Genomic DNA, 617 nt, shown 5'->3' with positions numbered 1-617 from the left:
GGCGCTCGGCGCGGGTTCTTCCAAGAAGGTCACGACGTTCAGCACATCGGGGGAGCGCTACGGCGTGGTGCATGGGAGCGGTACGTCACCGGTCTTGGGGATCGGCGTCGGGGTGGGAGACGGCGAGGGGCCCGGAGCACGGGCTACGGAAGGTGCGAGACCTGCGAAGAGGACGGCGAGGAGCGCCTGGATGCCGACGACGACGGCGACGCCGGGCGCGCCGTGGGTGGTGCCGATCCCGCCCAGGAGCGCTACGCCGAGGGTGAAGCCAAGCTGCATGCCGGCGGCGACGATGCCGCCGGCCAGGCCGGCGGCCCAGGTGGGGGTGCCGGCGACGATGGCGCCGACGAGGGGGCCGTACATGACGGCTTGGGAGATGCCCAGGAGGATCAGCAGGGGCTGGAGGGAGACGGCGCCGGCGTGGCCGGTGGCGATCGTGACGGCGATGGCGACCAGGACGGCGGCGTGGGCGAGGGCGGCGAGGGTCATGGTCGAGGGGCCGACGAGGGCGGCGACGCGGGGTACGGCCATCGAGGTCAGCAGGAAGGCGACGCCGTACGGGATGACCAGGAGGGCTGCGCCGGGGGCGGTGAGGCCGAGGTCGCGTTGGGCGTAGG

Annotated in this window: 1 pseudogene; it reads right to left on the bottom strand. The window is 73.7% G+C overall.

Annotation, left to right across the window (positions count from 1 at the left end):
• Positions 1-57 precede the first annotated feature (57 nt).
• A pseudogene (locus IEY81_RS23935) lies at positions 58-617 on the bottom strand (hypothetical protein); the annotation flags it as partial.

Source organism: Nocardioides luteus (assembly GCF_014648595.1).
Taxonomy (GTDB): domain Bacteria; phylum Actinomycetota; class Actinomycetes; order Propionibacteriales; family Nocardioidaceae; genus Nocardioides; species Nocardioides luteus.
Note: the sequence above shows the minus strand (reverse complement) of the source record. Positions and strands in the feature narration are given on the sequence as shown.